This window comes from Thermoflavimicrobium dichotomicum (genome assembly GCF_900114055.1).
Taxonomy (GTDB): domain Bacteria; phylum Bacillota; class Bacilli; order Thermoactinomycetales; family Thermoactinomycetaceae; genus Thermoflavimicrobium; species Thermoflavimicrobium dichotomicum.
In genome coordinates this window covers 1-24,619 of record NZ_FORR01000025.1, presented here as the reverse complement: position 1 = coordinate 24,619, position 24,619 = coordinate 1, and the positions used below count along the sequence as shown (strand labels likewise).

Annotated in this window: 33 protein-coding genes; 3 read left to right on the top strand and 30 right to left on the bottom strand. The window is 39.9% G+C overall.

Annotation, left to right across the window (positions count from 1 at the left end; translation table 11 throughout):
* Positions 1 to 10 precede the first annotated feature (10 nt).
* From BMZ78_RS16605 to BMZ78_RS16485, 25 genes are all read right to left on the bottom strand, one after another.
* Positions 11 to 1,243, bottom strand: a complete 1,233-nt coding sequence (locus tag BMZ78_RS16605) for a PBSX family phage terminase large subunit (protein ID WP_093231527.1) — start codon at positions 1,241 to 1,243, stop codon at positions 11 to 13.
* Complete coding sequence (locus BMZ78_RS16600) at positions 1,240 to 1,605, bottom strand: phBC6A51 family helix-turn-helix protein (RefSeq protein ID WP_093231526.1); 366 nt, start codon at positions 1,603 to 1,605, stop codon at positions 1,240 to 1,242. Before BMZ78_RS16600 ends, BMZ78_RS16605 begins: the two co-directional genes overlap by 4 nt.
* A 413-nt stretch (positions 1,606 to 2,018) precedes the next feature.
* Positions 2,019 to 2,234 carry a hypothetical protein gene (locus BMZ78_RS16590; protein ID WP_093231524.1) on the bottom strand — a complete coding sequence of 72 codons (216 nt, stop codon included), beginning with the start codon at positions 2,232 to 2,234 and terminating at the stop codon, positions 2,019 to 2,021.
* Between the two features lie 110 nt (positions 2,235 to 2,344).
* Complete coding sequence (locus tag BMZ78_RS16585) at positions 2,345 to 2,578, bottom strand: hypothetical protein (RefSeq protein WP_093231523.1); 234 nt, start codon at positions 2,576 to 2,578, stop codon at positions 2,345 to 2,347.
* Between the two features lie 60 nt (positions 2,579 to 2,638).
* Positions 2,639 to 3,043 carry a hypothetical protein gene (locus tag BMZ78_RS16580; RefSeq protein ID WP_093231522.1) on the bottom strand — a complete coding sequence of 135 codons (405 nt, stop codon included), beginning with the start codon at positions 3,041 to 3,043 and terminating at the stop codon, positions 2,639 to 2,641.
* Between the two features lie 443 nt (positions 3,044 to 3,486).
* Positions 3,487 to 4,287, bottom strand: coding sequence for a hypothetical protein (locus BMZ78_RS16575; protein WP_093231521.1), 801 nt, complete (start codon positions 4,285 to 4,287; stop codon positions 3,487 to 3,489).
* 56 nt (positions 4,288 to 4,343) lie between these two features.
* Complete coding sequence (locus BMZ78_RS16570) at positions 4,344 to 4,853, bottom strand: sigma factor-like helix-turn-helix DNA-binding protein (protein ID WP_093231520.1); 510 nt, start codon at positions 4,851 to 4,853, stop codon at positions 4,344 to 4,346.
* A 2,356-nt stretch (positions 4,854 to 7,209) separates the two neighbouring features.
* Positions 7,210 to 7,611, bottom strand: coding sequence for an ArpU family phage packaging/lysis transcriptional regulator (locus tag BMZ78_RS16560; protein WP_093231518.1), 402 nt, complete (start codon positions 7,609 to 7,611; stop codon positions 7,210 to 7,212).
* A gap of 31 nt (positions 7,612 to 7,642) precedes the next feature.
* A complete protein-coding gene (locus BMZ78_RS16555) occupies positions 7,643 to 8,599 on the bottom strand; it encodes a 3'-5' exoribonuclease YhaM family protein (protein ID WP_093231517.1) in 957 nt (318 codons plus the stop codon).
* Positions 8,593 to 8,778 carry a hypothetical protein gene (locus BMZ78_RS16550; RefSeq protein ID WP_093231516.1) on the bottom strand — a complete coding sequence of 62 codons (186 nt, stop codon included), beginning with the start codon at positions 8,776 to 8,778 and terminating at the stop codon, positions 8,593 to 8,595. Before BMZ78_RS16550 ends, BMZ78_RS16555 begins: the two co-directional genes overlap by 7 nt.
* Positions 8,779 to 8,907: 129 nt before the next feature.
* Entirely contained in the window at positions 8,908 to 9,228 is a 321-nt protein-coding gene (locus BMZ78_RS16545; RefSeq protein WP_093231515.1) for a hypothetical protein, read from the bottom strand.
* Positions 9,229 to 10,104 (bottom strand): ATP-binding protein, encoded by an 876-nt coding sequence (locus BMZ78_RS16540; protein ID WP_245739890.1) that lies wholly within the window; start codon positions 10,102 to 10,104, stop codon positions 9,229 to 9,231. It abuts the gene before it with no gap.
* On the bottom strand, positions 9,989 to 10,714 hold the full coding sequence (locus BMZ78_RS16535; protein WP_139203351.1) for a hypothetical protein: 726 nt from the start codon (positions 10,712 to 10,714) through the stop codon (positions 9,989 to 9,991). Before BMZ78_RS16535 ends, BMZ78_RS16540 begins: the two co-directional genes overlap by 116 nt.
* 291 nt (positions 10,715 to 11,005) lie before the next feature.
* A complete protein-coding gene (locus tag BMZ78_RS16530; protein WP_093231512.1) occupies positions 11,006 to 11,224 on the bottom strand; it encodes a hypothetical protein in 219 nt (72 codons plus the stop codon).
* Positions 11,224 to 11,442 (bottom strand): hypothetical protein, encoded by a 219-nt coding sequence (locus BMZ78_RS16525; RefSeq protein WP_093231511.1) that lies wholly within the window; start codon positions 11,440 to 11,442, stop codon positions 11,224 to 11,226. Before BMZ78_RS16525 ends, BMZ78_RS16530 begins: the two co-directional genes overlap by 1 nt.
* Positions 11,429 to 11,683: a hypothetical protein gene (locus tag BMZ78_RS16520; RefSeq protein ID WP_093231510.1), complete on the bottom strand. Its 255-nt coding sequence runs from the start codon at positions 11,681 to 11,683 to the stop codon at positions 11,429 to 11,431. The genes BMZ78_RS16525 and BMZ78_RS16520 overlap by 14 nt, the downstream gene beginning before the upstream one ends.
* A 72-nt stretch (positions 11,684 to 11,755) precedes the next feature.
* Complete coding sequence (locus tag BMZ78_RS16515) at positions 11,756 to 11,950, bottom strand: hypothetical protein (RefSeq protein ID WP_093231509.1); 195 nt, start codon at positions 11,948 to 11,950, stop codon at positions 11,756 to 11,758.
* Between the two features lie 2 nt (positions 11,951 to 11,952).
* Positions 11,953 to 12,801 (bottom strand): ERF family protein, encoded by an 849-nt coding sequence (locus BMZ78_RS16510; RefSeq protein WP_093231508.1) that lies wholly within the window; start codon positions 12,799 to 12,801, stop codon positions 11,953 to 11,955.
* Positions 12,801 to 13,346: a host-nuclease inhibitor Gam family protein gene (locus BMZ78_RS16505; RefSeq protein WP_093231507.1), complete on the bottom strand. Its 546-nt coding sequence runs from the start codon at positions 13,344 to 13,346 to the stop codon at positions 12,801 to 12,803. Before BMZ78_RS16505 ends, BMZ78_RS16510 begins: the two co-directional genes overlap by 1 nt.
* Positions 13,346 to 13,696: a hypothetical protein gene (locus tag BMZ78_RS16500; RefSeq protein ID WP_093231506.1), complete on the bottom strand. Its 351-nt coding sequence runs from the start codon at positions 13,694 to 13,696 to the stop codon at positions 13,346 to 13,348. The genes BMZ78_RS16505 and BMZ78_RS16500 overlap by 1 nt, the downstream gene beginning before the upstream one ends.
* A gap of 46 nt (positions 13,697 to 13,742) precedes the next feature.
* Positions 13,743 to 13,907, bottom strand: a complete 165-nt coding sequence (locus BMZ78_RS18910) for a hypothetical protein (RefSeq protein ID WP_175482528.1) — start codon at positions 13,905 to 13,907, stop codon at positions 13,743 to 13,745.
* A gap of 65 nt (positions 13,908 to 13,972) precedes the next feature.
* Positions 13,973 to 14,125, bottom strand: coding sequence for a hypothetical protein (locus tag BMZ78_RS18905; RefSeq protein WP_175482527.1), 153 nt, complete (start codon positions 14,123 to 14,125; stop codon positions 13,973 to 13,975).
* A gap of 92 nt (positions 14,126 to 14,217) precedes the next feature.
* Complete coding sequence (locus BMZ78_RS16495) at positions 14,218 to 14,424, bottom strand: hypothetical protein (RefSeq protein ID WP_093231505.1); 207 nt, start codon at positions 14,422 to 14,424, stop codon at positions 14,218 to 14,220.
* Positions 14,414 to 15,187 (bottom strand): ORF6N domain-containing protein, encoded by a 774-nt coding sequence (locus tag BMZ78_RS16490; RefSeq protein ID WP_093231504.1) that lies wholly within the window; start codon positions 15,185 to 15,187, stop codon positions 14,414 to 14,416. Before BMZ78_RS16490 ends, BMZ78_RS16495 begins: the two co-directional genes overlap by 11 nt.
* Positions 15,184 to 15,438, bottom strand: a complete 255-nt coding sequence (locus BMZ78_RS16485; protein WP_425263947.1) for a helix-turn-helix transcriptional regulator — start codon at positions 15,436 to 15,438, stop codon at positions 15,184 to 15,186. Before BMZ78_RS16485 ends, BMZ78_RS16490 begins: the two co-directional genes overlap by 4 nt.
* Positions 15,439 to 15,616: 178 nt before the next feature.
* Here BMZ78_RS16485 and BMZ78_RS16480 point away from each other — a divergent pair, with 178 nt between their 5' ends.
* Positions 15,617 to 15,997, top strand: coding sequence for a helix-turn-helix domain-containing protein (locus tag BMZ78_RS16480; RefSeq protein ID WP_093231503.1), 381 nt, complete (start codon positions 15,617 to 15,619; stop codon positions 15,995 to 15,997).
* Between the two features lie 10 nt (positions 15,998 to 16,007).
* Here BMZ78_RS16480 and BMZ78_RS16475 read toward each other — a convergent pair whose 3' ends face one another.
* Positions 16,008 to 16,328 (bottom strand): hypothetical protein, encoded by a 321-nt coding sequence (locus BMZ78_RS16475; RefSeq protein ID WP_093231502.1) that lies wholly within the window; start codon positions 16,326 to 16,328, stop codon positions 16,008 to 16,010.
* Positions 16,329 to 16,664: 336 nt separating this feature from the next.
* On the opposite strand from BMZ78_RS16475, the gene BMZ78_RS16470 reads away from it, so the two are divergent.
* Positions 16,665 to 18,029, top strand: a complete 1,365-nt coding sequence (locus BMZ78_RS16470) for a helix-turn-helix domain-containing protein (protein ID WP_093231501.1) — start codon at positions 16,665 to 16,667, stop codon at positions 18,027 to 18,029.
* A 444-nt stretch (positions 18,030 to 18,473) separates the two neighbouring features.
* Here BMZ78_RS16470 and BMZ78_RS16465 read toward each other — a convergent pair whose 3' ends face one another.
* The 3 genes from BMZ78_RS16465 to BMZ78_RS16455 form a co-directional block, all read right to left on the bottom strand.
* On the bottom strand, positions 18,474 to 19,325 hold the full coding sequence (locus BMZ78_RS16465) for an ATP-dependent DNA ligase (protein WP_093231500.1): 852 nt from the start codon (positions 19,323 to 19,325) through the stop codon (positions 18,474 to 18,476).
* A 613-nt stretch (positions 19,326 to 19,938) separates the two neighbouring features.
* Positions 19,939 to 21,234, bottom strand: a complete 1,296-nt coding sequence (locus BMZ78_RS19650; RefSeq protein ID WP_425263946.1) for a hypothetical protein — start codon at positions 21,232 to 21,234, stop codon at positions 19,939 to 19,941.
* A gap of 287 nt (positions 21,235 to 21,521) precedes the next feature.
* Entirely contained in the window at positions 21,522 to 21,722 is a 201-nt protein-coding gene (locus BMZ78_RS16455) for a hypothetical protein (RefSeq protein WP_093231499.1), read from the bottom strand.
* 75 nt (positions 21,723 to 21,797) lie between these two features.
* On the opposite strand from BMZ78_RS16455, the gene BMZ78_RS16450 reads away from it, so the two are divergent.
* Positions 21,798 to 23,339, top strand: a complete 1,542-nt coding sequence (locus tag BMZ78_RS16450; protein ID WP_093231498.1) for a recombinase family protein — start codon at positions 21,798 to 21,800, stop codon at positions 23,337 to 23,339.
* A gap of 90 nt (positions 23,340 to 23,429) precedes the next feature.
* Here BMZ78_RS16450 and BMZ78_RS16445 read toward each other — a convergent pair whose 3' ends face one another.
* Entirely contained in the window at positions 23,430 to 24,515 is a 1,086-nt protein-coding gene (locus BMZ78_RS16445) for an RNA-guided endonuclease InsQ/TnpB family protein (RefSeq protein WP_093231497.1), read from the bottom strand.
* Between the last annotated feature and the right edge of the window lie 104 nt (positions 24,516 to 24,619).

The window sequence follows — 24,619 nt, the reverse complement described above, 5'->3', positions numbered from 1 at the left end:
TTTCACCCCCTTAGAAACGGATTGCTGCTTTGAGTTTTGGTTTCATATCCATCAATTCCTCGCACCCATAGCGGATCGCATCGATCAAGTGATTGTCTCGATCCACTGGCACGGGCAAGACATTCCCATCTTTGTCCTCTTTCCATTTGTACTTTTGGAACTCTTCTTTTGCGTTATGGCATCGAATGTCAATGACAATCTTTTGACGCTTGAGCCAATCGATTCCAAAGTTGACCGAATCCTTACCCTTTTTCGCTGGGATCGCTCGAACACCAAAATTTCGAAGCTCTTTGATACTCTTTGGCTCCGAACTGTCACAAACTACTATCTGATCCCCGATCATTCGTTTGAGTTTCTTGGCCAATTGGTCATTGGTCAATTCTCGTTCGTATAGCTCATCCAAAATGTAAAGAGTGCTACGCTTTCGGTCATAGTGCATATGAGCAAGCGCAGACGGATCTTCAGCGAAGCCAAAGTCTAACCCATTGTTGAATCTATCAAATGTTTGTCGGATCTCTGATAGATCCTGCACTTCCCAGTTTGTAAAGATGACATTCCCGAGAATGCCCCAGTTCCCAAGTGTGTAGACCTCATAATAATAACGGTCTGTCTCGTTCTCCAGTGCTGCAATATCATCGGGCTCTAAAAAGTCATTGTCCTTGTAAGTGGTTTTCAGGATGATTAGGTTTTCATCCCGATAAAACCGCTTTGTATCATCCCAACCACCAAAATATTCGCGGTAAATCCAATGAGTCTTGAGAATCGGGTTGAAAGAGAGAGTCAAGCGTTTCTTTACCTTCGATTGCCCGCGCAAGCGTTTGTCTAATTGCTTGATCGCTTCATATTTGGTCTCCGTTGCTTCCTCCACCCATATATCTGTAATGACTCCATCAATCGGAGTAATCGATTTAATCTTTTCTGGATCGTCTAGCCCAGCAAAAAGAATCTGCTTAAGCGTAGGTTTGTAGGTAATGACAAGATCTGATTGGTTAATAACAAAAAGATCCGAAAGCCCCATGTTTCGGATCGACTTGATAACCTCGTTGAATACTGATTTTTTTACGGTTCTTAGGACATTCCGCACAATCAAATAATTTCTATGACCTTCTAAAACGTCTAAAACCGCTCTTTGAGCCAAAAAATAGCTTTTCCCGCTGGATGATCCGCCGAAGAAAATTTGGTATCTGGTTTCATCTTTCAAGAATGGAAGATAAACCTGATTGACTACCACATCTACAATCATTGGTCCCTAGACCCCTTGATATTTATCATGATGTTGGTGTTATTGTTTTGTGGTGTTTCAATAGGTTTGAGACCTACCCTATCAAGAATGTCCTTAGCCACATGATATCGAACCATTTCACTTCGAGCGTTTAACAGTTTATCCAGCGTCTTTGTTGCTTTCCGCGAAAGCCGTTTTATATCGCTATATTGTTCTTGGACTATCTCATTTAAAAACTCTTCAACAAGCTCCATAAACTTTTCATTTTGTTTCCAACGAGATAAAGTCTGTGGGGTGATGTTAAGCTGCCGGGCGATTTCCCGCTGTTGCAGATCACCTTCCGCCAGCAACCTAGCAGCCTTTATTTGCTTCTGACTTAGCAAATGACATCACCTCCGTAGTTAACATAATTTAATAAAAATTAACACTTACTCGGCGCACAGCATCACCTCTCTCTGCGCAAATAAAAGACCGCTATTATGGATAAAATGTAAGCAGAAGAGGATATGTAATCTTCTTCCAACCCGACACTCCCCACTTTCTCACTCTCTCTATATATCTTTACATAAGTCCCGATTTCGGGACTTTTTTATTTGGCTGTTTTACACACCTTAAGCACATAAAGCACGCCTTTAGGTGTTCGATCTACCCGCCTAATATTGTCTGGATTAACTCTTAGACGGTATCTAAATTTTGTACACGGATCACCGAAAGCAAATATTCGATAGCCTGTCGCATAGCTCACATAATCCTTTGGCTGAATAAATACCTCAACCATGTTTATACCCCCGATTTTTCACTTCTCTTGCTCTGGCTTAATCATTTCCAAAATTTTGCTTTTGAATTCATATCTTATTTGCTCACGATTAATCCAGTCATCCGCACTAACTTCTTTAAGAGTCACGCTGGCAATACCCCGGCACATGCTAAGAATAGCCTTTAGAAATTCCGCTTCCTCACGACTAATATCCTTTTCAAAAGCGATTGTTAGTCCCTTGATTTTTTCACTCATATTACTCATCACCTCGTCTACTCTTACCTTCTAATCTTCTCCTAAGCCAGCGCTTCCTCTCTCGTTCAAAGTATTCTTTGATACATTTTTCTCAATAGGCACACATAAGATCATCTCACTCCTGCATACTCAACTGTATTTCTCCCTGCTTCTCGAATAGTGATAATTTGAGTTGTTATCTGATCTGCTTTACTTATAAGTTCTGCAATCCTTTCAGCTTGCTTACGGTTCATAAACGGTTGGGCAAACTGCAACTGCCCCCATACTGTATGTGGTCCTGACTGATCAAAATACTGTAAGTACTCTCGAGTAGCAGGCAGATAGATATAATAAAGATGAATCACTATACTTCTTCCTTTCTTCTCATCTCCAATAAAAAAAGCACCGCATAGGTGCTGTTTTAATCAGTCTTTTTTAAATTCTCCGGGTATAACTCCTACTATTTGATCAACAAATAAACTCATCATAGGAACGTTTACAACTTGATTACTATCGTGCGAATAAATGATTGCATCTTTAAGATATATTACCTTATCTCGGTCTGTAATTTCCCAATTTTCTTCTTCTCTAATTCGTCTAATCATTTCTCGATTAAAATTAGCAATAAAAGAAAGCATATCTACATTCTTAGTTTTAAAAGTGTTTATTATATTTTCTTCAGTACTAAAGTCTAATTCCTCTATTTCGGCTATCGATGCTACAACATATCCGAAATTAGTAAGCAAAGTAATCCTATCAGAATCGCTTAAATGTTTTACAGCGTTAAAGGCCGATAAAATATGTTCTTTCTTTACATTAAAAACCCTCATAACATCTTACCTTTCATATATTAAATAAAATATAACACACATAAATTCTAATTTAGGTTCTAGCAAATGTAAATACACTTATTACTCTAAATATACTTATTGTAATACATAATTAAACCACTCTTTACTAATTATTCTTAAAGGTAAATCCCCTTTATTTTTTCATGATACCCACTTCTCGTTATTTACAATTGAACGCCGCCCCGCTGATCACTGACACACAATCCCAGAGGTCATGGCCTAACAGCAGTGGCGACGTTTTAGGAAACCGTCTCGATAGCCAGGCTTTCGGGCTTATCCCCGAATCCCTATTAAAATGGAAACCTTGCATCTTCGATGAGGTTGGAAATGCACAATCCAATAGAGTGATTGCATCGTAAAGGGTAATAGATTTATTAGGGAAAAATCCCTTCACTTATAGGTGGCTTTCGTAAGACAAAAAATCAATAATAATCCCTAAAATAAACTTGACATGAATCACATAAGCAAAATTCCATATCATATGAAGGAACTAAACAATCACATCTTAGACAGCGTGCCATTTGATACTTAGTAAAGCAATTAATACAGTATCCAACCTTAAACAAGTTCTCATCGATACTAATCATATATTCATGACAATTTAGACATGGCTCCACAGATACTGGTGACTGACAACCATCTGTAATACTTTCATACTGCATAAAACGAAAGTTACTTAGAATTTCTTCCCGTTCAACTAGTTGAAACCAGTCTTTATCTTTAATTAGTTCTAATATCAACTCCTGTGTGTGCTCAGGTAAGTAAATCCTAATATCTGAATTCAAAAACTCCTTAGTAAAACGCACCATATAAAGTACCAAATACGATACATCAAACTCAAAGAATGCCATCTTATACTTTTGTTTAGAATGATGTATCGCAAAATTCCTTAAGCGTTTTAAGTCCGAATATGAACTCTTTTCCTGATCATCGGGTCCATATCTACTTTTTGAAATATTAAGCTTTTTCAGCCCGTCTATTGGATCTATAGTACGATTATAATCTGGCTCCCCATTTTTTTTCTTTTTATAAATTTCATCTTCTCCTAGATTCTTTTCAACTGCTTGTAAGATTAATAAATCAATACCAGATATAAGGTTTATTACGCATTGTTTAGCATCTCTAAGTCTATTGGTTAGCTGATATTGGTCAAAATGTTCTAGACCGTGATCTATAGAGTCTAATGCATTTTCAAATAAGCTCATTTCAAACTCATTCATCATAGCATCCCTTCTTAAATTTGATTGATTTCTATCCTAACAAATATAATAAAACCAGCCTATCCAACAAAGAATAGGCTAGTTTCTTTTTGATTCTTTATTTTATTTTCTGCTCTTTCCATCATTTTTTGAACAGTTCCTTTTGCAACATTCAACATAACCGCAATCTCTAAGTATGATAATAAATAACCTTTACTCATTACATATACTTCTCTCTCCAAAGGCGAGAGTACACTTAAAGCATTCTCTATTCTAAACATTTCCCAGTCCTCAATGGATACATCTCCTTGATGGTCAAAAACAGATTCATAACTGTAGAAATCAATATCCCTTGGATCGATTGGATATTCTCTTTGATATCCAGCTAACCGTTCAACTCCTCTTCTATTAGGAGGTTGGTGACCCATCTCCAACCATTCGATAGTCCATCTAAGATCTCGTTCCATACTGTTTAATAAACTTAGATCATTTAAATCATCACTTGATTTCCTAACCTTATTTTCAATCTCTTTCTTTGCCTTTCTTACTTGTTGTAAAGATCGCTTGTACCCTTTAAGAAGATCCTTCACCTTGTCCTACCTCCATTTATTGAATATATTAGAGATAGGAACACCCATTCGAAGAAATTGGATCTTACCCCGATCTGGTTTTTAGATCGGGGATTTCTATTTTACGGATGCACCTCTTTCGGTCCCCAAGCTGTATGTAGTTCTTTTTGGTCATAGAACTGTAGATAATCCCTAGTGGCTGGACGATATATGAAATACATTTGAAGCATTAACTTTCTCCAAATTGATCTATCTATGTAAAAAGAAAATCCGCCACCGAAAGGTAGCGGATGTATCACATGTATGCATGACAATAAATATTCATCGTATCACACGTATGTATCACATAAAACGCCGCCCCGCTGATCACTGACACACAGCCGAAAAGTCATGGCCTAACAGCGGTGGCAACGATATGTACATTTATCATCGAAAACGAACTCTATGACTAAACGATAGGAAGCCAAAAAAAGGCAATGAGCCAAGGCGTTGCCTTTTGTTTATTCCAAAATGGATTCAATGATACCCTCCGTCATTACTGGTTTCTGAGAGTTTTTGACCCCGAAACCCCTTGATTTTTCGTCATCCATAAACCTCTGGAACGGGCAAAATCATGGGGGGTTCGTGGAAAATCGGGAACATCTGACCAAACCATTCAAAATGGATTCAATGATACCACGCATGACTTTGGCATTGGTAGATACCAAGTCATCACGGCTCGTGGAAGTTCTAATTCCAAAATGGATTCAATGATACCGTTTTTCCAAAAGCGGCTATATTGGAGCGTTTACGCTGGTCTTGGTTCTAATTCCAAAATGGATTCAATGATACCCTCCGTCATTACTGGTTTCTGAGAGTTTTTGACCCCGAAACCCCTTGATTTTTCGTCATCCATAAACCTCTGGAGTGGTCAAAATCATGGGGGGTTCATGGAAAATCGAGAACATATGGACAAATTATTTATTTTTTTATTATAACATCGACCACATCATTTGTCAAAAAACATAATCTTTTATATCTATTCATCCAATTTATACCTGGAAATTATCTAGATAAAATGGAATTTCCAACTATAAAATATAATAAATGTATCTGATTTTCCACAAACCTCTGGAACGGATGAATACATCAAAAAGATCCAGATTTCATACCCGAAACGAACTCTATAACTAAACAATAGAAAGCCAAAAAAGGCAACGAGCCTGAGTCCTTGAGACCAAGTCGTTGCCTTTTGTTTATTCCAATATGGATTCAATGATACTGGTCTTTTTGCTTAGATGCTTATGGACATATCACCTCAGTCTAAGTTCTAATTCCAAAATGGATACAATGAAACGATCACTTTCATTTCTTCTTTTAGCAGCTGCATAAACAGGTTTAAGTTCTAATTCCAAAATGGGTTCAATGATACCCTCCGTCATTACTGGTTTCTGAGAGTTTTTATCCCCGAAACCCCTTGATTTTTCGTGATCCATAAACCTCTGGAACGGGCAAAATATGGGGGGGTTCGTGGAAAATCGGGAACATCTGACCAAACCATTCAAAATGGATTCAATGATACTCCAAATGTAGTGAAGCCATACTTTGTGAAAAAAGTTGCCAGTGGAAGTTCTAATTCCAAAATGGATTCAATGGAACGTATGCGGCTGGATCGGTTACTTTGGGGGCTACCTTATGGATGTCTATGTTCTAATTCCAAAATGGATTCAATGGAACGTGTTTCGTTTCACAGTATTCCATCAAGCCGTCAATGTCTATGTTCTAATTCCAAAATGGATTCAATGGAACCCTCCGTCATTACTGGTTTCTGAAAGTTTTTGTCCCTGAAATCCCTTGATTTTTCGTCATCCATAAACCTCTGGAACGGGCAAAATCATGGGGGGTTCGTGGAAAATCCTAAGTGACTAGCCAAATCATTTATTTTATTATTATAACACTTACCACCCTATCTGTCAAAAAACACGATTTTTTGCGTCTATTCATCCAATTTATCTCTGGAAATTCTATGGATAAAATGGAATTTCCAACTATAAAATCTAATAACTGTATCTGATTTTCCACAAACCTCTGAAAGATCCAGATTTCATATCCGAAAGTGAACTCTATGCATAAGGCAAAAAGGGCTTCGGATAAACCGATAGCCCTTTTTATATGTCACATCGTCCGGGCTTACCCCCGAACCCTAAACCAAACAGACAACCGTCTGTCGTTCGGTCTAACGCCGAACCCTGGAAGAGGTATTGCACCTGCGCTATTGAATAGAAGGTGAATCACCGAGCAATAGTTTTTTGATACACTATCATCTTAACACGTTATACCGAACAATTGTTGCCATATTCCTGCCAAAAAGTTGCCAAATCAAGATAAAGAAAAAACTTCATTTCAGATCTAACACAAACGCCAATTTTTCAATAGCTTGTTGCTTGATACGGTAATATGTTCTTTGGCTCCATCCTAAACGATGACAAATAATATCATCTGGTGGACAATTCAGATCAAAATATTTTTCTTCTATCAAGAACCGCTCGTCAAGATTCAGCACTTCTAATGCCTTTTCGATCCGCTCTAATAATATTTTCTTTTCTGCCCGTCTTGTCGCATATGATTGTGTGCTATTGGATAGATCCCCTCCTTGCACCCTCTCTAACTCATACATTGGGATGCAGGAGGGGTATTCTTTTTCAAGCTGTTCCACCGCAACCTTGAGTAGTGGATACTGTCTAAGCAATCTCTCGACTTTTCTCCTATAGTCTGGCTTCCGATATTTTTTCCGTCCCATTCTCCTGCACCCCTTTTATACTTAGTTAATCTTATTTGTGGTAGTGATCCAATTGATCAACCGGTGACAAGCTATGTTTGAATAGTGATTGTGATCGATTGCTTGTCCACTCCCCAGGCGGGGTCTCTTTCAATTGCTTGAATATGTTGTAGAACTGTGCATCCATATAATCGATCATATGTAGTGCCATCGCTTCGGGGATCCGTGGTTCAATCGGGGATCCCCATTCTAGCTTGCCGTGGTGGGATAGAACCAAGTGTTTGAGCAAATCAACTTCTTCTTTCCCTTTGTGCCCCGTTTTCTCTGCGAATCTATCAATCAATGCAGTTCCAATATCCATATGTCCCAGCAATCGTCCCTTAGTGGAATATCCGCCTTCTTTGATATCGTTTATTTCTACCACCTTTCCTAGATCATGGAATAATGCCCCGGCCAATAGCAGATCCAGTGATAGAAAGTGATAATGAGCTTGTAGTGCAACCGCAGCTCCCATCATGGAAACAATATGACTAAGCAATCCATGATATGTTTCGTGGTGGTTCCTTATGGCTGCTGGTCTTGTGATTAGCAACTGATATAACTCCTTGTTAGTAATTACTGCTTGGCATAGATCTTTGAGGACGGGATTTTTAATCATGCCCAGGTACTGCTTTAATCGGTTCTCCATCTCCTCAAGTGCGATACCTGGTGTTGCATAAATCTCGCTCGGATCCACTTCGCCCTCTTCTATCACTTCAATCTGTTCGGTTTTTATCTGGATCATACCCTGATAACTCTCTACAGTACCGGTTATTTTTACAAAACAGCCGGTTGTTGGATGCTTGGACAGAGTAGACTTGATAGATTCCCAGTCCCAGATCTTTACGCCACATTCAAGCAACCTATTTTTCACATTAAGAGATAAGTATAACTTCCCGTATTTTGTTTTCAGCTCCTGACAATCTACCACCAAAAAGCAGTGATTCACATGATCGCCGACTTTTAACACGCTGATTTCTCCTTTTCTTTATTTTCATAGCTCCAACCATCCTGTTTCACACACCGAGGGAGCATACAATGTTTCTTTCCCATCCGCCAGACACATCCACCGCATGGATGCTTTGGCAGTGATGGCGGATCCGGATCAAGCTTTATATTCTTTTCCCACCATTCCTTAGTCCACCACAACTTAGGCAGCCTCCCCTTTGAAAAATCATCTATTTTATGTTTCAATTTGGTTAGGCCTGTATTGAGCTGTGACAGAGTGGATGTTCGCTCCACCCTGTCTTTTTCATTTGCTCAACGGTGATCGTCTCTTCAATCTTTCCGCCTCCTTCCCCAAATTCCACCCGGCCGATCTTTGATCCAACCTTTATAGAGCGCATGCTCCCAGAGAAAGATGACATCATCCGGATTGCGATCCTCCCACGACCGCGCAATATCTAGAAGAGAAAGCCCCTGTTCCCACATATGGATAAACTCCCGGACATCTCTACCGTGCCATTTGAACTCAATCGGCACGTCCTCGCAAGCAATAATAATTTCATCGTCGCTCGGTAGCGGCCCAATCCCTGGTTTCGACTTCGGCTCTGTTTCTTTCCAGATGATCACGGGTTGTGTTTTTTTAATAGCTCCCATTTATTCCGCCTCCCCTGTCAGTCGATAGTCCGGACCTTCTACCCGATAGATCCGACCTTTTGACATTCCAAGCAATCGAGAAGTAGCCGCGGGTCCAATCCGATCAGACAAGGTTTCAGCATCTTCGTTTGAACTGTAGATGATCGGGCGTTGCGCTCTGTATCGTTCGTTGATAATCTGGAAATACATCGATTGCTTTGCTTCTGTCGGGTTTGCTTTCCCAATGTCATCCCAAACCAATACGGGGACGGTGATCAGCTGATGGATCCGTTCATTAAAAGTTTGCTGATTATCTGACCGGCGAAGGTTCATGAGCTCGTCCATAAGTGCTACATCGGCTACAATCAGAACCTGCTCACCTTTGCGGAGCAATTCTTTTGCAATTGCCACTTGCAAGTGAGTTTTGCCCAGGCCATAGTTGTTGTGTTTCCTCTTCATGATTGCTCTCTGGTCTTTTGGCATCTCCTTCATCCTTTGCTCACCGAAAATGGCGATAAATCCCAGGCTATTGGCTGATGTTCCTTTGATTTGGTCAAACTCTTCAACATACTTCTTAGCGGCATTTAGCAAAATTTCATGTGCTTCACAACGGATCTTGTAGTCCTGGAATGTAGCTTGCTTGAACTCATCCGGGATCATGGCGCTCTTAAAACGTCTCATCAAGCGTTTCATCTCCAAACAACTGCATTCTGCTGCAAGTCCACCACCTTCCCAGGACTTGATAATGTAACCTGTATCCTTGCACTTATCGCACTTATATTTAGTTTGCGAAGAGTCCAGGGAATTGGTCATAGTAGCCATTGCCGATTTCTGTTTCTGTTTGAGTATCTGGATCCGTTTCTTGATTTCCGCCATCAAAGGTGACATTGTTTGCACTGCCATCTTTGAATCTCTCCCTCTCTTGATGATTTTTATTCTTTAAGATGATAAGTTCTCTATTCGCTTGATGCTCTTTGGTATTTCGCATAATCCCCAGGGTATATTCTTCTCGCTTATCATCATGCTTCAGTACATGCACCCACATGGCATAAGTGACAACTGATGGCCTGAACTTTTGCCATTTCTCCCAAAGATTAAGCAGGATATTTTTAGATATCCGAGCTGTTTTTCTAGTAAGCCTTAAACAGTCAATGTATTTGATTATCAGTTTGTTTGGAACACCATTTAAAGGGTTGGAAGCCTGTTGGCTTTCAACAAAAGATTGGACATCTTCTGTAGAACAGAGATTTTCCTTTGATCGGCTTCGTTTTTTCGGGGGTTTAGTTTTTTCTTTTTCTTCTTCTTTTTCTTCTTCTTTTTCTTCTTCTTTTTCTTTTTCTTCCCTATAGTCTTTAGATAGGGTATCGATACTGTATCCGTACCGTTCGCATAGCTTATAGAACTCTTTCACGAAATCTTGGTTCTTGACGTTTTTCAGTTCCTTAAGGATACAGGATTTAACCTTTGGACTATTGATTTTGTTGTATTTGATCCAGTTTTTGATCATGATCTCTTTTGTAGAATCGTCGTAATAGATCTTTCCGTACTGTATAAACCGTTGAAGCAGCTTCTCAACAGTTTCTCGGTTATAACCCGTTTCCGTTTCGATGATCCGGAGTGGCAACTCATAAATACCGCATTGGCTTGTTTTGCTATTGGTCATAAGGTAGAGATAAAAATACTTTTCTTCCGGCGTAAGGTCTAATACAAATGCATCCTGCCAAAAATCAACATGTATTTGTCTGAATACTGCCATTCATTCCACTCCCCTTAGAAGGGCGACGCGCGGCCGCCCATTCTATTTCTCTTTCGGATGAAAAGCTACAAACACTTTCATGACCTTTTGATCCACCTGCTCGCGCTTCACTTGAATGAATCCCAAGGTACATTCCAGGCAAGACAGGGGCTCCTGATTCATATAGTCTTGAAGCATATAGGGATTTCGAAGATAGCTAATTTTATTTCCGCATTTGGGACAGTAATTTGGAGCAAATTTTAAGTCGAAGTAAACTCCCATTACTGTCCCCCCTCGATCGGCGAGGCGATCAGCTCGCCCTCGTAAACTAAACCAAAGCCATCCAACATGTATACCCGAACTGTGCCCCACACAAAGGTATCCACCACGTTGTAAATACGCCCCTTGATTTCTACCTGATCCCCTTTGTTTAACCGTAGGGCTTTTTTCTTATCTACGAAGGTAGGTGACAGAATCAGACGCGCTTTATACCGCGCCATTGTCGTCACCTCCCTCCAAATAATTGATCTCTTTCTTGAGTTGAGAGATATTCTTAAAGAGTTCAACAATATCCGGATTGTCTATCAATTGCCCGTTGAGCCAGACATTTTTCCCGTCAAACTTCCATTGATCGTTCCTGGCGGGTTGACGACCAATCAAAAGGTATACAGAATACCACGTTGCCTTCAGTTGTGTGCGCAATAATTCCAACATTGCTTTTTCTTGCTCATTGTTATACAATTTTCTCATCTCCTTTTGGGGATTGTTGCTGGGCGGAAACCTTTGGCCAGGAACGCCCAGCAACGAATTGATTTAGCAATGATCTTTCAGTTCATTAATCTCAAACTCAACCATCTCTACCAATTGAAGAACTGCTTGCTTCAAGTCCTCAGCAGGATAATCACTGTTGAGGACTTGTTTTATTTGCATTAGGTAGTGCTCCGGCTGATACAATCGTTCATCCGCGGTTGGCTGGTACCGGGAAAGATACTTAGGATTGACTGCCATTTTTAGACAACCTCCGGATACCCCTCTTCATCCCATGGGAATGAAAGATTCTGGGTGTTATTTATTTCTTCTAACAGCTTTTCTTTTGGCTTCTGTTGTAACAAGGTAATAAAATCGCTGGCTTCCTGCTTGGTTAGTTCAGTTGAACTCTGTTTTCCAGTGAAGAAAGTCAATATTAAGCGGTATTCTTCATCAGGCCATTTTTCCGTGAGTTGTTTGATTTTCCCTATTTGCGGTTTTGTTGCCATGCCTTTCAGTGGTTTATATGGTGTTTGTTGTTGCGGTTGTGGTGCGGATCGATACTGAGTTTGTTGTGCCTGTGCCTGCTGTTGTTTCTGCTGTGGTGGTTGGTTGCGTTGTTGGGGCTGTTGTGTTTGCTGTTGATTACTTGGCGGTTGTTGTTGTGGTTGTTTCTTGTTGGTAAATTCATTATCTTGGGCTATGTTTGCATCATCATCTTCTTCGGCTGCTATCCCCAACGCCAGGCAAAGAGAATAACGTCGGGCATATGTGAGTATTGATCCAACTCCTTGTGGTTTAGTTGAAACTGCCCCAAAGGTCACTGGTTCACTGAAAATAAACTCTCCTGACTCATGGTAAAGCTCAGTATAAACCCCTATGATATTCCCATTTGAATCTTGGACTGGTTCCTGGCGAAAGCACAGGCCGCATTCTTTTAAAATAGGCTTAATCGTTTCAACGATTTCGGCCAGATCAGCATAGCTGTAACTATATGATGTTCCTTTCTCCGTTTGAACCTCGACTTTCTTGTTCTTTTTTATTGGTGGTAGATTGGCCTGAAACTTACACAATGCCGCTGCTAAGTTGGCGATACTTTCGCTTCTTTTCATTACTCGCTCACCTCGATCTTGAGCTTTTCACCTTGCTCTTCAACTGTGACACCATTGATCACTTCGCCTGTCTCCGGATCGATCACGCGACCATCAATCACCTTGAACTGCTTTTTGATTGCTTGCTTGTCGATTTCTTCTTTGATTCGTATCAGATCATTTCGCCCGTTCTCTTTCAGCTGATTCAGTAGTACCTTCTCGTCATAGTGCCATTTTGCTGGTTGCTTGCGGAATCCGAAGCGACCGTTTGGAAGCTTCATACTCTTGAACTTTGAATCTTTCTGACGTAGCCGTTCCGCATATTCCGCTAAATGATCCTCAAAAAATTGGATCTGACTGTCTAAATCGCCGTTGACATGCTCCAACCAGGCATTTATTTTCGCAATCTCCGCTTCCGCTAGAGCAATGTTTTCCTGCTTCTTCTTTTGCAAGTGTTTCAGCTTCCGGAGAACCCAATTGGCTTTTTCATCACTATCAACCACAAAACGCTCATTGACTTGCTCTTGCTGCTCCAGGAATTCTTCCAAGCTGATTTGTTTAGCCATTATACGCTCACCCCGTAGATGAAATATGAAGTTCTCTGTACCCTGGACATTGAATGATCACGATCAAAACGGTACTGATCGTCATAGTGCCACTTGACTGGCTTGATTGGTGAGATTCCAATCTCGCCCCCGAAAAATTGGGATCCAAGATGATCCTGGTCAACTACCCCAAACTTGACAGGATCCAGGGACGGGGACTGAGTAGCCCCCTGCTTGTCCCCTTTCACTTGCTCCGACTCCGTTGCCTGAACCTCTTCGACTGCTTTGCCTTTCAAGAGAGCCCGCAACACTTGCAAGCCTTGCTCTATTTGCTCCACCGGCATTTCTTGCACCAGGCTGGATTGTTCCACTTTGATTTCCTCCTTAATGTTTGGTAGAATGAATCCGATAAGTTTTTTAAGCTTGTTGCTCACCAGTTGCCAGCTGGTGGGCTTCTTCTATTTGTTCAAACCATTCCAGTAGCCCCATCAGCGTCATGAATCCGATCAACTGTCCGTCTCGGTAGACCCGAAATTTTAGGGTCCCACGATCCACAAAGCCAACTATTCGGATACCTTTCACGCTATCACCCCCTTTCAAGTGGATATTTTTGTTCCATCGGAGATCAAGAATGGGTTGTAATTCACTTAGATCACATCCTTTTTAAGGTATTTGTTAATCAACAAAGTCCGAATCGTGTCTTCAATCGCTTTCAATCGTTTTTGACGCTCTTCTTCCGAGATTTCAGGTGGAATGATCTTCACCGTAGTGTTGCCGAGCTTGTATGTCTTAGGTGTCATCCTGGTTGCTCCTCCCTAATTGTGAAACTTTGATTAATTAGAAATATTGGCTCTTTACAAATCGGTACTTCTTTGGTAGATAAGAATTGTTATCATTTAAATTGCTCATCTTTTAAGAACTCTTTAAATCGCTGATATAGATCGTTGACGCTACTTAAAAATTGTTCATCCCAGTTCGTCCACATTTGTGGGTGCTTGCCACGTTCGTAAAGTAAGTCGTCTATACTGAACTCTAGGACTGCAACCAAATCTTCGAGTTCTTTCTTTGAAAGAGAAACATTCACTGTTTTACTCATCATTAGATCGACCTCTTTTCTCGGTTTCTTCCTGCATGAGTTCAGACAATCGCTTAAGACCCTTCTCGTTGTATCGGAAGGACTCTACTTGTTTTGCGTTGTGCTTCGCTTTATCCAATACATAGTAGCCATATTCTGGCGTTTTCAGATTGTACTTGTTAGCTAACCGACCTACATAATTTGCGGACTTTCCGAACATCGCACCAATTTCACCAGCTGTATAAGTTTTTTCAACCTTTGGTAAAGGAAGCAGATCCTGACCAGTGAGCTCTTTCGCCGCCTGGGCTGCAAGCAATTGGTGCGACTCGGTCGATAGATTCGGAAACTTCTCACTGATTCTTAGAAGAAACTCCGACTTGGCCAATTTCAGTTTTTCTTGCTCCAGCTCCAGCTGTTTAGCTTGGAGATCAGCTGCTAGATCTTTAGCTCTGAAATAAACATTCACTAGTTGCCGCTGCACTTCCCAGGCTAGGTCATCCGTAAAAGACTTGACTAGCATCAAGTAACCTGACTCAGTAAGAAGAACTAAACCATTCGGTGCTACAATCCCAAACTCAGTTTTTGCTTCGTCCGAATTTCGGACGAAGTAATCTTCGCCTTCAATAAAGCGTTTTTTATTATCATTGAAACGCTTCCTAGCAGTTCCTTCTGGGCGTTGGTGCAGAGCATCAATATCCTTAAATGTGACTACTCTTTTTCCACGAAACTCTTTAACAATCAGCTCATGCTGTCGGTCTGACACGTTCAGATGAACAATTCGGGTCATCTACTTACCTCCAAAGCGAATTTAGTTTTGATACAAATTGTATCATCATCTACATAAAAAAGATCTGGGAATAGTTCACGATCACTTATACCATATAACAGTTCAAACTTAAGCATGGTTTTCCGGCCAGGATTAGCAGTTCCTTTTTCAATCTTTCTCACGAAAACTTCTGATATGCCAAGAATTTCAGCAACTTGCTTTTGAGTAAGACCTTTTTTAACTCTCTCTCGTACTAATCGCTTCCTAATCACTTGACCACCTCCTCGATACATTTTGTATCACTAATTAAATAATAAGCGATAAAAAATTTATCGTCAATAGTTTTTTGATACATTTTTTATCACGTATTTTAACTGATAAATTTTGTATCTATAATTACTAATAAGTACAAACGAGAACAAATAAGTGCAAATAAGGTGTGAGTTAAATATGCTAGGTCAAAGATTAAAGATGCTTCGAGGAAAAAGAACTCAAGATGAAATTGCTCATAAACTAGGTATATCTAGAGCTAGATATTCTCATTATGAGAATGGAAGAAGTGAACCAGATGCCGAGATGCTACAAAAATTAGCAGATCTATACAATGTAACCACAGACTACTTGCTCGGACGTACAGACGATCCAACACCAAAAGAAAATAAATCAGGTAAAACTGGTATTAACCTAAAAGAAATACTTCAAAATCCAGACAAAGAAAAACCCCATATAGATGGGGTTCCGATCACAGAAGAGCAAGCAGAATTTCTCATAGATTATTTAGAGTTAATCAAACAACGTATCCTAAAGGGAGAAAAGGCAAATAATAATTAATGCAAGTTAGTTAATACAATCTATCTCTTACTTTTTCTTGTACTATATGTAGTTCATAAGAAGTAGTATATTCTGTTTTTGATAGTTCATTGCTAAGTACTGACCAATTCAATGTTGCTTCCAAACCAAGAAGGTTTTCAATGTCAAACATCAATTCCCTAAGATAATCTATTTTGTTATTCTTTTCACAACCTTCACTTTCCGACTCTAAAACACCATCCATAACATCGGATGGTTTTTCTCTTTTATCCAGGTGAGAATCATTTATCCTCTGAATCATTGATCCTCTCTTATCAAAATTAGCCTTTTTTATAGACTTTGATAAATTCATCTTCTCACCTCTTCGATGTTATTTTATCACAATCAACCCGGACACAAACAAATATTCCTAATCAAATTTTACTCTCTTTATGTAAACAATTGGTAAAACAGAATATTCTTTATGTGTGTAATAACTAACTATAAGATAAACTTTTTTTCATAGATTGGCAAATTTTGCGTTTTTGGCGAAATTCTCACGGATTCTGTGGGAATATGCACAAAAAATATACTTACATAATCCTCTTTTGGTAAAATTCCCATGATTTTATGAGAATTACGCAAAGTTCACAATTTGCACCACTAGCGAATTTAAGATATTTTTTTTCATAAAGGGGATGGCGCAAAGATGTTGGAGCTTAAAAAAAACATCACCAAGTTTGGGGACATATTGAGAAAGTATAGAAAGAAGCGAGGATACAGAAGTAATGAGTTAGTAGATAAAGGGTTATCTCGAAGTGCTATTAGCCGGATTGAAAGAGGCGATCCGAGTGTTTCGCCAAAAAAAATCGAGCGCTATCTTTCCAAACTTGGTTTAACCATCGAAGACATAAAAAACCTCAAATCTGAGGTGGAGGTGAGGCAGGAGGAAATAAAACTTGAGCTCTTTTCAATCAACAGTTCGATTGACCACGCCGGACCAAACCAGACGTTAAGAGAAATCAGAAGATTAGATTTAAGCGATTACTCCAAAAAAGCGCTCGCAGAAATATCATATTATAAGGGAAAATGCTACTTTTTAAAGAAAAATTACCCCAAAGCAGTAAAGCACTTACTTCAAGCAATAGAGGAAAGCGAAGAAGATCAACATTTGCATTTGCTTAGAGCCATGTCATACTGTTACCTGGGGATGATCCATTACTATCAAGACGATCTGAAATCTGCTCTTGAGTATAATGAGCAAGGGTTAGATGCTATTGGTGACAGCGATGATGAAAGCAAAGAATTAAAGTTTATGCTAATCGCTAACAAAGCGATTTATCTTGAAAAGCTCGAGAAAAATGATGAGGCGTTATCTTTACTACAATATTTATGGCGGAATAAAGGAGAAATTGAAACCTTAAAAACAAGGCTACATATCTACGAGCTTAAAAGCAAAATTTACTTAAAGTTTAAGGAATATAAAAAGGCCGAAAATTACGCAAAAGCAGGAATCAAGATTGCACAGTTAAATAAAGAACACAGCCGGGCGTTCGATCTGTGGTCGATTCTGGGCAATATCTATTTTGAGATGGAAAAACTAAATTTCGCAGAGCGCTGTTTTTTGACTGCTTTGCAAATGGAAGGAAATGTACAACCGAAAAGCCTGCTTATAAACACTTACACCCAACTGGGCAAGTTGTACATGCAGCTGAAAAAGTACTCTTTGTCTAGAGAAGCATTAAACAAAGCAATAGAGCTGGGGAAAGGATCCAAAAATAATCTGGACATAATGAAAACGCTCATGACTTTGGGAAAACTCGAAATGCAAACAAATAATAAATTTAAAGCAATCGAATACCTAGAAGATTCACTTTTAATTGCCGAACAACATGAAGAGTTAATAGAAACTCAAAGGGAAATAGTTCATTTACTCGCAAAATGTTGCTACAAAAATGAACAGAAAAAATTTGTCATGTATATGGAAAAGAGAATCAAATTAGATGAAATACTGTCAAAAATGAAAGAGGAGGAAATACAATCATGTTTAAAAAATGCGTATCGTTTGTCTTGATTTTATTTTTCATGACGGGAATCTTTGCGAATAACACATCTACCGTTGATCCTGATACTCCTGTTACTTACAGCGATCCCATCGGTCCATAAAGAGTATGTCATAAGGTCTTAAACCGGTAAGGAAAAAAGCCGAGATCCCAAACTGAATATGGGAAGATCGGCTTTTAATTTTTTCCAAAGGATTAAACCAAAATATATTCAAGTTTGTTGGTTATTTTTACATGACATCTTATGAACGACTATCTTGATTGACAACAGGTTATTTGTTTATTTTTAAGCGTTTTTAAATACGAGATGTCATTTCGCCATATCTGACGTTTTGGGAAGCTTAGTGATAGAATTAAAAAGCGTTTTCAAGATGCCATTCTTTAAGCAGCTTGCTTGGTATCTTTCATGTCTGTTAATTAAAACACCTGATCATTGAGACCAGGTGTTTTTAACCTTATGAAGCAAACAAGAACTCCTTGAAAACTGGAATCCGAATCAACCCATTTGAAGTGAGTCCCCTCGATTTCACCCGACATCGAATCTTAGGTCTGACATACACAAACCGCTCATCTTCCTTCACCTTTGCCTGATTCATAATCGGAAACAGGGCTTTTCTGACATTTCGAGGTGGTGGAAACTCAATCAGTCCTGCTGGTCTCCCATCCTCGAATCCAATCAGTAGACCAAATTCTCCTTTTCGATAGCCTGTAATGACCACATCATAGTGCTGATAATTGATGACCTTTTGCCAGTTCCATGAGCGTTTACCTACTTCATAGATGGAATCCTTTTTCTTGAGTACGATACCTTCTAATCCCTGCTGCTGAACCAGGTTAAAAAGTTGTTTCCCGTTCCCTTCGATATAAGGAACTCTTGTGATAACCTCGTTATCTTCTATTACTTCATCTAGAATCGCTTTTCTTTCAATTAAGGGTAACTTGGTAAGGTCCTTCCCTTCATAGCGAAGGATATCGAAGACACAGTATTGTACTGGAAGAGTCACTTGAAACGATTGGATCTTTCGTTCATTTGTGGTCTGGAATCGTTTTATGATGGATTCAAAATCAGGATGGCCATGTTTATTCGTCACGATTAACTCCCCGTCCAAGATCGAGTCTGATGGCAAATGAACGGATTGAAGCTCAGGAAATTGCTTGGTACAGAGGGTCTCATGTCGTGTGTAAGCGTGGATCCCATCTACAGTCGATAAAATCAACCGGATTCCATCGTATTTCATTTCAGATATATATTCAGCGTTATGAAACGCTTTGTCGCTTTTTTGAAGTAACATAGGAGTTATAAACATCTACATCACCTATCTATCATTCTATCATTGTTGAGTTAGAACTTCGGTGGCAGATGTTTCCTAGAAGACCCCTATAAAATCAAAAAGCCACCTGACCTTTGAAACCTGAGCAAGTAGCCAAAATTGTTTTTGAGTTTGGCTTGTCTTTGGATGATTGTTACACAGCCTTAATGCAGGCCGATAGAGAGATTCAAGCGAAAAAGGCATTAGGGGAAGGGATCGCCAGCCAGCCGTAAATCATTCGAAAAATCACTTGCAAAAAATTAAAAAATAAACCGCCCGGCCGTGCCGTGGCTCTGGCGCGAGGGATCGAGCAGAAGAACGTGCAACGGCCGGCTACGGTTGAAAGGAGAATTAAATGTTATTTGGTAAAAATAAAAATCAGTTTGATTGGAATACTTATTGCCATTTAGGTCAGCAGGACTAGTGGGGTCCCGCCGTTTTTTCGCGGATTTACCACGCTAAGCTCCCCTCCCACAAGTGCGCCGCATCACGCGGTGTTAGTTAAAACTCCCTTATCTTTTTCTCACTGAGCTGGGGGATTTAACGTTTAGCCTACTAAAAAAGCGCCCGGTTTTATAGGGCGCTGTATCCAGTAAGTTCAACTGATTCTTTAGTGTAGAGGTGGCGTGAATTCACGAGGCTGACCTAGTGCACGAAATTGCTGAATAGGATTTACTGCCTGAGATTGAACAGTAGGATTCGATTCTTGAGGCTGACCTAGTGCACGAAATTGCTGAATAGGATTTACTGCCTGAGGTTGACCAGTATGATTCGATTCTTGAGGCTGACCCAGTGCACGAAATTGCTGAATAGGATTTACTGCCTGAGGTTGACCAGTAGATGCCTGAGGCTGACCCAGTGCACGAAATTGCTGAATAGGATTTACTGCCTGAGGTTGACCAGTAGATGCCTGAGGCTGACCCAGTGCACGAAATTGCTGAATAGGATTTACTGCCTGAGGTTGACCAGTATGATTCGATTCTTGAGACTGACCCAGTGCACGAAATTGCTGAATAGGATTTACTGCCTGAGGTTGACCAGTATGATTCGATTCTTGAGACTGACCCAGTGCACGAAATTGCTGAATAGGATTTACTGCCTGAGGTTGACCAGTATGATTCGATTCTTGAGACTGACCCAGTGCACGAAATTGCTGAATAGGATTTACTGCCTGAGGTTGACCAGTATGATTCGATTCTTGAGGCTGACCCAGTGCACGAAATTGCTGAATAGAATTTGCTGCCTGAGGTTGACCAGTATGATTCGATTCTTGAGGCTGACCCAGTGCACGAAATTGCTGAATAGAATTTGCTGCCTGAGGTTGACCAGTATGATTCGATTCTTGAGGCTGACCCAGTGCACGAAATTGCTGAATAGAATTTGCTGCCTGAGGTTGACCAGTATGATTCGATTCTTGAGGCTGACCCAGTGCACGAAATTGCTGAATAGAATTTGCTGCCTGAGGTTGACCAGTATGATTCGATTCTTGAGGCTGACCCAGTGCACGAAATTGCTGAATAGGATTTACTGCCTGAGGTTGACCAGTATGATTCGATTCTTGAGGCTGACCCAGTGCACGAAATTGCTGAATAGGATTTGCTGCCTGAGGTTGACCAGTAGATGCCTGAGGCTGTGCTGTAGGTTGTGATATAGGCCGATTTTTCTTGAAGTATTGAGCCATTGAGATAAATCTTTGCTCATCTTCTGTTAATCCACATGTTCCACAATGAATATGGCGTGTGCTCCCATTGTATGGCATATGGAGTGGTTCAAGTTCATCTTCCTTATACTGCTGAACGATTTCTCCACTCTGTGGGTCCAATTTTACATAAACGGGAGTTTGGTCAATAATTGCAAAACGAGTCCGGTTAGTTTGACATGACGGGCATAAATATGGATGGCTCATAAATTTCTTCACCCTTCCTTTCTTTTTAATTAACATCCCTTAAAACTGTAACTTTATTCAAAATTGGTATTGCTAAAGGCAACCACATCTTCCAAAAAGCCCCTATGGAACATTGGAAAATCTCTTGCAATAAAAACCAAACTAAAAACCCATCACCTGTTCAAAATTGAAAAAGGTGATTGGATGGTCGTCAAAGAAAAAGCCGAGATTCCCAAACTGAACTGACTGGGAAGATCGGCTTTTTTCATGCAAACAAAAAAGCCCTGTTTCCAGGACTGCTTTCGTTACTAAGGAGCTGGTTTCTCATCTTGAGAATCATCTTTCTTTGTTTTCCCAACCTGATCTAAGAGCATCCAGATGACTCGAGCGACTTCTTCCAACCGTTTTTCCCGTTCCTCATCTGAGATCCTCGGCGCAACTATATGAACAATTGATCCCCCTATACGATAAGTTTTATCATATTGAACATGCTCCCGTCTCTCCTGCATGATATCACCTCATTAAATCCTATGCAGGAATCATTAGCGGACAAGCATATTATTTTAGAGAAGGAGGGATCATTTATGGAAAGAGTAGCTATGTATTTGCGTAAAAGCCGTGCTGATCTGGAAGCCGAGGCACGCGGGGAAGGTGAAACACTTACCAAACATAAAAAGATGTTACTGGAAGTAGCCAAACAACAAAAATTGAATATTGTGAAGATCTATGAAGAAATTGCATCCGGTGAAAGCTTGATACATAGACCTGAAATGATGAAGCTACTGAAGGAAGTGGAAATTGGCCTATATGATGCCGTTCTCGTTATGGATATGGATCGGCTTGGACGCGGAAATATGCAGGAACAAGGGCTGATCCTTGAAACCTTTAAGAGATCCCGGACGAAGATTATCACACCACGAAAAGTGTACGACCTGGAAGATGAGTTTGATGAAGAATATAGTGAATTTGAGGCCTTCATGGCCAGGAAGGAATACAAAATAATCAATCGACGGCTACAAAGAGGTAGAATTAGATCTATTGAGGAAGGAAACTATATTGGCACTCGCCCTCCATATGGCTATCAAATTGCCGAAGATAAAAATGGACGTTTCCTAATCCCCCATCCGGATCAAGCGCCGGTAGTAAGGATGATTTTCGAATGGTATACTCATGATGATCCTGATCAAAGACTTGGAACCAACAAGATCGCACATAAACTTAATGAATTGGGGATCCGTACATATACAGGCAAGCGCTGGAATGATATGTTAGTGCTCAATATCATAAAAAATGAAGTCTATACAGGTAGAATTCAGTGGAGAAAAAAAGTATATAAAAAGCCAACAGATTTATCAAAAAAGCGAGAAACAGAGACCCGTCCACGATCAGAATGGATTGATGTAGAGGGAAAACACGAAGCTATTATCTCTGAACAGTTGTTTCAAAAAGCCCAGGAAATACTAAAGACCAGATACCACGTCCCCTACTATCACGAGCGCGGGATTAGAAATCCGTTGGCCGGTTTGATCCGATGCGATATGTGCGGCGGAACCATGATCTATCGACCTTACGGGAGACAAAAACCACATTTAATTTGTTACAATGCATATTGCTCGAATAAAAGTTCACGATTCGAATATATAGAAGCACGCTTGCTCGAATCATTGCGGGATTGGTTGGATCAGTACAAGATGCAATTCGACATTGCAGACACACCGCCCCAAAATAACTTCAAAATAGAATTGTTAGAGGTCACAATTAAAAATCACCAACAAGAATTGAAAAATCTCGAATCACAAAAATTGAGATTGCATGATTTGCTTGAACGAGGTATTTATGATGAAGAAACTTTCCTGGAGCGCTCCAAACATATCGCAAACCGAATGACCGAGCTTCGCGAAAAAATCGAACAAGCTCTCCAAGATCTAGAAAAAGAAAGATTAAAAGAGCAAGCACAAGTCAACATCATTCCCAGAGTGGAGCATGTTCTGGATCTCTATCCAAAGCTCGACGATCCCAAACAAAAAAATGCCTTGCTAAAAAGCATTTTGGATCACTGTACATATAGAAAAGAAAAGCACCAACGTAACGATGAATTTACACTTGTCATCCACCCTAAACTGTGAACTACATCGCCATTGAAATGGCGAGCTTCTCGTTTCATCTGGCGCAGTAACCTGCACCCATCCACGAAGGCATGTTCCATGCCTGAGATATTAAGCAAGTGCTTTTTTCAAGATGTTCCTTGCGGCGTTTACGTCTCTGTCTGCTATATAGCCGCAAGGACATTTATGGGTTCTTTCATTTAGAGTCTTTTTCACTATTTGGCCACATTCAGAACACGCTTGCGATGTGTTGTGGGGATCAACCAATACCACTTTCTTACCAGCGTACTCTGCTTTGTAAGTAGTGAATTGGATAAGCATCCTCCAACCAGCATCCGCAATGCTTTTTGCTAGGTGATGGTTTTTTACCATTCCTTTGATGTTCAAGTCTTCAAATGCGATTAAATCATAATGATTCACTAGATAACGGCTGATTTTATGTGCTGTATCTCTTCTTTGATTCGCTATATACTCATGACATTTCGCCAACATGGCTACAGCTTTACGCCTACGGTTTGATCCTTTTTTTCTACGTGATACCATCCGTTGAAGGTATTTTAGACGCTTTTCTGCTTTACGCAGGTATTTGGGATGTTCAAAGAATTCACCTTCTGATGTTATAGCAAGATGTTTCACGCCTAGATCAACGCCTACTTGCTTTTCTGTCGTTTGTGGTTCTGGTTCAATCTCACAAGCGAAGCAAGCATAGTATTTGCCATTCTTCCTTTTGATGGTACAGGTTTTAATCTTGCCTTCAATTTGTCTATGTAGCTTGATACGTACATTACCAATCTTTGATAGTTTCAAATATTTCCCTTCGATCTTGAAACCACCTTTAGGATAAGGTTGTGGGTAAGTAATGCTATCATATCTGTTCTTACCTTTAAAGCGAGGAAAACCAGCTTTTTCACCATTTTTTAAGCGACGGAAAAACGATTTGAATGTTTTATCAAGTCGTTGACAAACATCCTGTAGTACTTGTGCGTTTACTTGCTTAAACTCTGGAAATTCTTCTTTTACTTTCGGTAACTCTTTATTCTGTGTGTAGAAAGTCAAAGAAATATCCCGCAGTTTGTAGGCAAGCTTTCTCTGTTCCAGCATCGAATTATAGAGCCAACGGCATAGGTATAGTGTCTGTTCGATTATTTCTATCTGTTGCACTGTTGGTTCCAGCTTGAACTTGTATGTTTTTAACATTTGTTTTTCACCTCCTTGTTTTTACACTTGAATTATACAATATATTCACGTACAAAAATCTAGGGTGTTTTTTTTAACAGATAAGAACTTAAGGTTAATTCATT

What these genes read in the sequence shown, in the direction of transcription:
- BMZ78_RS16605 (WP_093231527.1), bottom strand. Translation starts at nt 1,243, where the DNA reads ATGATTGTAGATGTGGTAGTCAATCAGGTTTATCTTCCATTCTTGAAA.
- BMZ78_RS16590 (WP_093231524.1), bottom strand. Translation starts at nt 2,234, where the DNA reads ATGAGTGAAAAAATCAAGGGACTAACAATCGCTTTTGAAAAGGATATT.
- BMZ78_RS16580 (WP_093231522.1), bottom strand. Translation starts at nt 3,043, where the DNA reads ATGAGGGTTTTTAATGTAAAGAAAGAACATATTTTATCGGCCTTTAAC.
- BMZ78_RS16575 (WP_093231521.1), bottom strand. Translation starts at nt 4,287, where the DNA reads ATGATGAATGAGTTTGAAATGAGCTTATTTGAAAATGCATTAGACTCT.
- BMZ78_RS16560 (WP_093231518.1), bottom strand. Translation starts at nt 7,611, where the DNA reads ATGGGACGGAAAAAATATCGGAAGCCAGACTATAGGAGAAAAGTCGAG.
- BMZ78_RS16545 (WP_093231515.1), bottom strand. Translation starts at nt 9,228, where the DNA reads ATGGGAGCTATTAAAAAAACACAACCCGTGATCATCTGGAAAGAAACA.
- BMZ78_RS16535 (WP_139203351.1), bottom strand. Translation starts at nt 10,714, where the DNA reads ATGATCAAAAACTGGATCAAATACAACAAAATCAATAGTCCAAAGGTT.
- BMZ78_RS16530 (WP_093231512.1), bottom strand. Translation starts at nt 11,224, where the DNA reads ATGGGAGTTTACTTCGACTTAAAATTTGCTCCAAATTACTGTCCCAAA.
- BMZ78_RS16525 (WP_093231511.1), bottom strand. Translation starts at nt 11,442, where the DNA reads ATGGCGCGGTATAAAGCGCGTCTGATTCTGTCACCTACCTTCGTAGAT.
- BMZ78_RS16515 (WP_093231509.1), bottom strand. Translation starts at nt 11,950, where the DNA reads ATGGCAGTCAATCCTAAGTATCTTTCCCGGTACCAGCCAACCGCGGAT.
- BMZ78_RS16510 (WP_093231508.1), bottom strand. Translation starts at nt 12,801, where the DNA reads ATGAAAAGAAGCGAAAGTATCGCCAACTTAGCAGCGGCATTGTGTAAG.
- BMZ78_RS16505 (WP_093231507.1), bottom strand. Translation starts at nt 13,346, where the DNA reads ATGGCTAAACAAATCAGCTTGGAAGAATTCCTGGAGCAGCAAGAGCAA.
- BMZ78_RS18905 (WP_175482527.1), bottom strand. Translation starts at nt 14,125, where the DNA reads ATGACACCTAAGACATACAAGCTCGGCAACACTACGGTGAAGATCATT.
- BMZ78_RS16495 (WP_093231505.1), bottom strand. Translation starts at nt 14,424, where the DNA reads ATGATGAGTAAAACAGTGAATGTTTCTCTTTCAAAGAAAGAACTCGAA.
- BMZ78_RS16490 (WP_093231504.1), bottom strand. Translation starts at nt 15,187, where the DNA reads ATGACCCGAATTGTTCATCTGAACGTGTCAGACCGACAGCATGAGCTG.
- BMZ78_RS16480 (WP_093231503.1), top strand. Translation starts at nt 15,617, where the DNA reads ATGCTAGGTCAAAGATTAAAGATGCTTCGAGGAAAAAGAACTCAAGAT.
- BMZ78_RS16475 (WP_093231502.1), bottom strand. Translation starts at nt 16,328, where the DNA reads ATGAATTTATCAAAGTCTATAAAAAAGGCTAATTTTGATAAGAGAGGA.
- BMZ78_RS16470 (WP_093231501.1), top strand. Translation starts at nt 16,665, where the DNA reads ATGTTGGAGCTTAAAAAAAACATCACCAAGTTTGGGGACATATTGAGA.
- BMZ78_RS16465 (WP_093231500.1), bottom strand. Translation starts at nt 19,325, where the DNA reads ATGTTTATAACTCCTATGTTACTTCAAAAAAGCGACAAAGCGTTTCAT.
- BMZ78_RS19650 (WP_425263946.1), bottom strand. Translation starts at nt 21,234, where the DNA reads ATGAGCCATCCATATTTATGCCCGTCATGTCAAACTAACCGGACTCGT.
- BMZ78_RS16455 (WP_093231499.1), bottom strand. Translation starts at nt 21,722, where the DNA reads ATGCAGGAGAGACGGGAGCATGTTCAATATGATAAAACTTATCGTATA.
- BMZ78_RS16450 (WP_093231498.1), top strand. Translation starts at nt 21,798, where the DNA reads ATGGAAAGAGTAGCTATGTATTTGCGTAAAAGCCGTGCTGATCTGGAA.
- BMZ78_RS16445 (WP_093231497.1), bottom strand. Translation starts at nt 24,515, where the DNA reads ATGTTAAAAACATACAAGTTCAAGCTGGAACCAACAGTGCAACAGATA.